Here is a 2,642-nt window from a genome sequence, read left to right on the forward strand (position 1 = left end):
CAACTTTACATAAATATTGTATCATATATGATACAACTTTAAGATTTTTAAAAGGGACAATTTGATGATAGAATAATTATAAATAGATTTTCCTCAAGGAGGTTTGTTATGAAGAAGCTGTATTTGTGCATGATTCTTACAATTATAATCATATTCTCTTTAACCCTTCCCGCTTATGCAAAGGATTACTACTTTCCTAAGGTAAACATTGAAATTCACATAAACAAGGATGGATCCTTTAATGTGGTTGAGGAGAGAACCTACCACTTTTCAGGAAGTTTTCACTGGGCTACATACTCTCTTGAGAAGAGTGGATTTAGCAAACTCACTGATTTTTCCATATCCGATGAAAATGGAGAATACAGGAGGGAAGACAGTGAAGAGCCTGGCACCTATCTTTTTTATGATGAGGGGACAAGATACTTTGCAAAGTTTTTCTACTCTGCGGAGAATGAGGATAAGACATTTATAATAAAGTATAAAATCCTTGATGGATTAAAGGTTTATCTTGATACAGCAGATTTCTACTGGAAACTTATAGGTAAAGGATGGGAGAAAAAGACAAAACTCCTTACTGCAAAGATATATCTACCTGAAAGCACAGAACCAGAGAAAATCTATGTTTTCGGACATGGACCACTAAATGGAGTTGTTGAGAGGATGGATGGGACTGGGGCAAGTTATGAGGTAAGTGATGTTCCACCACACACCTTTGTTGAGGCAAGGGTTCTTTTCCCTCCGGAACTCCTTGATGTTAGTCCCATTCCGGAGAATAAACTTGATGAGATACTCAGCTACGAGAGAGGGTTAGCACAGGAGGCAAATAGGAAAAGGGTTAAGGCAAGAATCTATTTGGGTACAGCCGTCCTCATTCCAGTTCTATTTTTCATTTTCTGGCTCTACATATTCTTTAAGTATGGAAAGGAATACAAGGGCACAAGAGATGTAATATATGTTAGAGAACCACCAGAGGACCTTCCACCAGCTATCGTGGGATACCTTATGAGGTTTAAGAAAGTTACATCTGAAGATTTTACAGCAACAATTATGAATCTTGTAAGAAAGGGATATATAAGTATGGAAGTTAAAGAGAAAGAGGTGGGATGGATATTTAAGAGAGAAAAACCAGTGGTTTATCTTACAAAGACAGACAAAGACCCAAGTGATTTAAGACCACATGAAAGAATTGTGTATGACTTTCTCTTTACCTCCATGACATATGATGATATATTGGGGCTTTTTGTCCGTGAGTTTGTAAAGAAAAATAAGACTTTTAAGTTTATTGAGAGATTTGTAAAGACAAAAGATAAAAGAGAACCTTTACCAGATTTTGCTGGATTAAAGAATGTTACCGTTTCCACAGAGGATATAACAAAATTTATAAAGAAGCATCCAGAGGATTTTAAAGCCATATTTGAGGCATTCAAGGAGTCTGTGAAGAAAGAGGGGGAGGAGTATGGATACTTTGAGAAGGCAGGAGAGAGATGGATGGGTATATTTGTAGGTCTATCAGTTCTTGGCGTATTCTTAAGTGGTTTTATCTTAATGGCATTAAATTTGACTCTGCTTATCCCTGTTTATATTGCTTTCTTTATTATCCTCACAATTATCTCAACCCAGCTCATGAGAAGGACGAGGAAGGGGAAGGATGCTTTTACCTTATGGAATGGTTTGAGAAAATTTATGAATGACTTTTCAAACCTTAAAGAAGCGATACCAACATCTATAGTACTCTGGGAGAAGTATCTTGTGTATGCAGTGACCTTTGGAATTGCAGAGAAGGTTATAGAGCAGTTGAAGATAATTCTTCCAGAGATTCCACAGAATGAGTTGAGTAGAAGTAATCTTATAGGGGCTACAGTGCTTCATTCAACCTATGGAGGTGCAGGTATATCTTCTCTTGAAACGGCACTTTCCTCTATGGTTACCTCCTTTAACACCCTTACCAGGGTAGCCACATCTTCCACTTCATCAAGTGGAGGAGGTGGAGGATTCTCTGGTGGAGGGGGAGGAGGTGGAGGTGGCTCCGGTGGAGGAGCAGGATAAAATATATATACCAGAGAAGTTTAAAGGACTTTTCTCTGGTCTTCCCATAACCTTTGAATCCTCTGAGAAGAAGAGTAGGGTATTTGATTTAATCTCAAAGAGGGGAAAGATTGTTGTTCTCTCAGGAAAAAGAGAAGACGCTTTTTCACTTGCCGATTACATAAAAAAGAGAATACCAAAGAGGAGAGAGGATAAAAGAGTAATTTTTAGGGCTGTGTTCCTCACTAAAAATGAGGAAGTTTTACTTATTGACCCGGTGATTAAAATACCCTATCTTTTTATGCTTATTGGAGAGACGGAGAAGGAAAAGAAGTTTATTGTGCCTGTAATCTATATAAAAACTCTTCTTGAGAGACTTAAAAATAGAATATATGTGGATGAAATTGATAAATTCCTATTCTTTGGAGATGGAGTTCTTCCTCCAAGATCAAAGGAGACTGTAAAGATATTCAAAGAGGGGCTTTTAAGTGTAAAGGATAAACTTAAAGAAAAGCCTCAAGTTCTTGATATGGGATGTGGTTCTGGAGTTCTCTCAATTCTAACAAAAGAGTTTTAAAGGATAAAAATGTAAAGGTCTTTTCATCCGATATTTTACC

Annotated in this window: 2 protein-coding genes; both read left to right on the top strand. The window is 37.2% G+C overall.

Going from position 1 to position 2,642, the window contains the following annotated elements; genetic code table 11:
* Positions 1 to 108: 108 nt before the first annotated feature.
* Positions 109 to 2,046, top strand: coding sequence for a DUF2207 domain-containing protein (locus J7J33_00580; GenBank protein MCD6167790.1), 1,938 nt, complete (start codon positions 109 to 111; stop codon positions 2,044 to 2,046).
* Entirely contained in the window at positions 2,021 to 2,602 is a 582-nt protein-coding gene (locus J7J33_00585; GenBank protein ID MCD6167791.1) for a hypothetical protein, read from the top strand. Before J7J33_00580 ends, J7J33_00585 begins: the two co-directional genes overlap by 26 nt.
* Positions 2,603 to 2,642: the final 40 nt, after the last annotated feature.

Source organism: Caldisericia bacterium (genome assembly GCA_021158845.1).
Classification (GTDB): Bacteria; Caldisericota; Caldisericia; order B22-G15; family B22-G15; genus B22-G15.

What these genes read in the sequence shown, in the direction of transcription:
- J7J33_00580 (MCD6167790.1), top strand. Translation starts at nt 109, where the DNA reads ATGAAGAAGCTGTATTTGTGCATGATTCTTACAATTATAATCATATTC.